This window comes from Cobetia sp. SIMBA_158 (assembly GCF_046566945.1).
Lineage (GTDB): Bacteria > Pseudomonadota > Gammaproteobacteria > Pseudomonadales > Halomonadaceae > Cobetia > Cobetia amphilecti.
Window position 1 is genome coordinate 1 of record NZ_JAWJYL010000857.1, and the last position, 247, is coordinate 247.

Below are 247 nucleotides of genomic sequence, written 5' to 3' on the forward strand. Positions count from 1 at the left end.
CGTCACACCCATCGCAGTGGGTGAAGTCTTCAACAGCATCTGGGACTGCAAACAACTGATTGAAGAGCAACTCATCGATTATATCCGCACCACGCTGACCCATGCAGGCGGAATTACCGGTATGCGCCGGATTGCCGATTTTGCTTCGCTGTATCAGGTACGTACTGGCTCACACGGTCCTTCCGATTTGTCACCAGTCTGCATGGCTGCGGCGCTGCACTTTGATCTGTGGGTCCCCAATTTCGGT

1 protein-coding gene is annotated in these 247 nt (G+C 53.8%); it reads left to right on the forward strand.

The features are described from left to right. On the forward strand, positions 1-247 hold a 247-nt coding region (locus R2R70_RS22260; protein ID WP_410979238.1), incomplete at both ends, for an enolase C-terminal domain-like protein.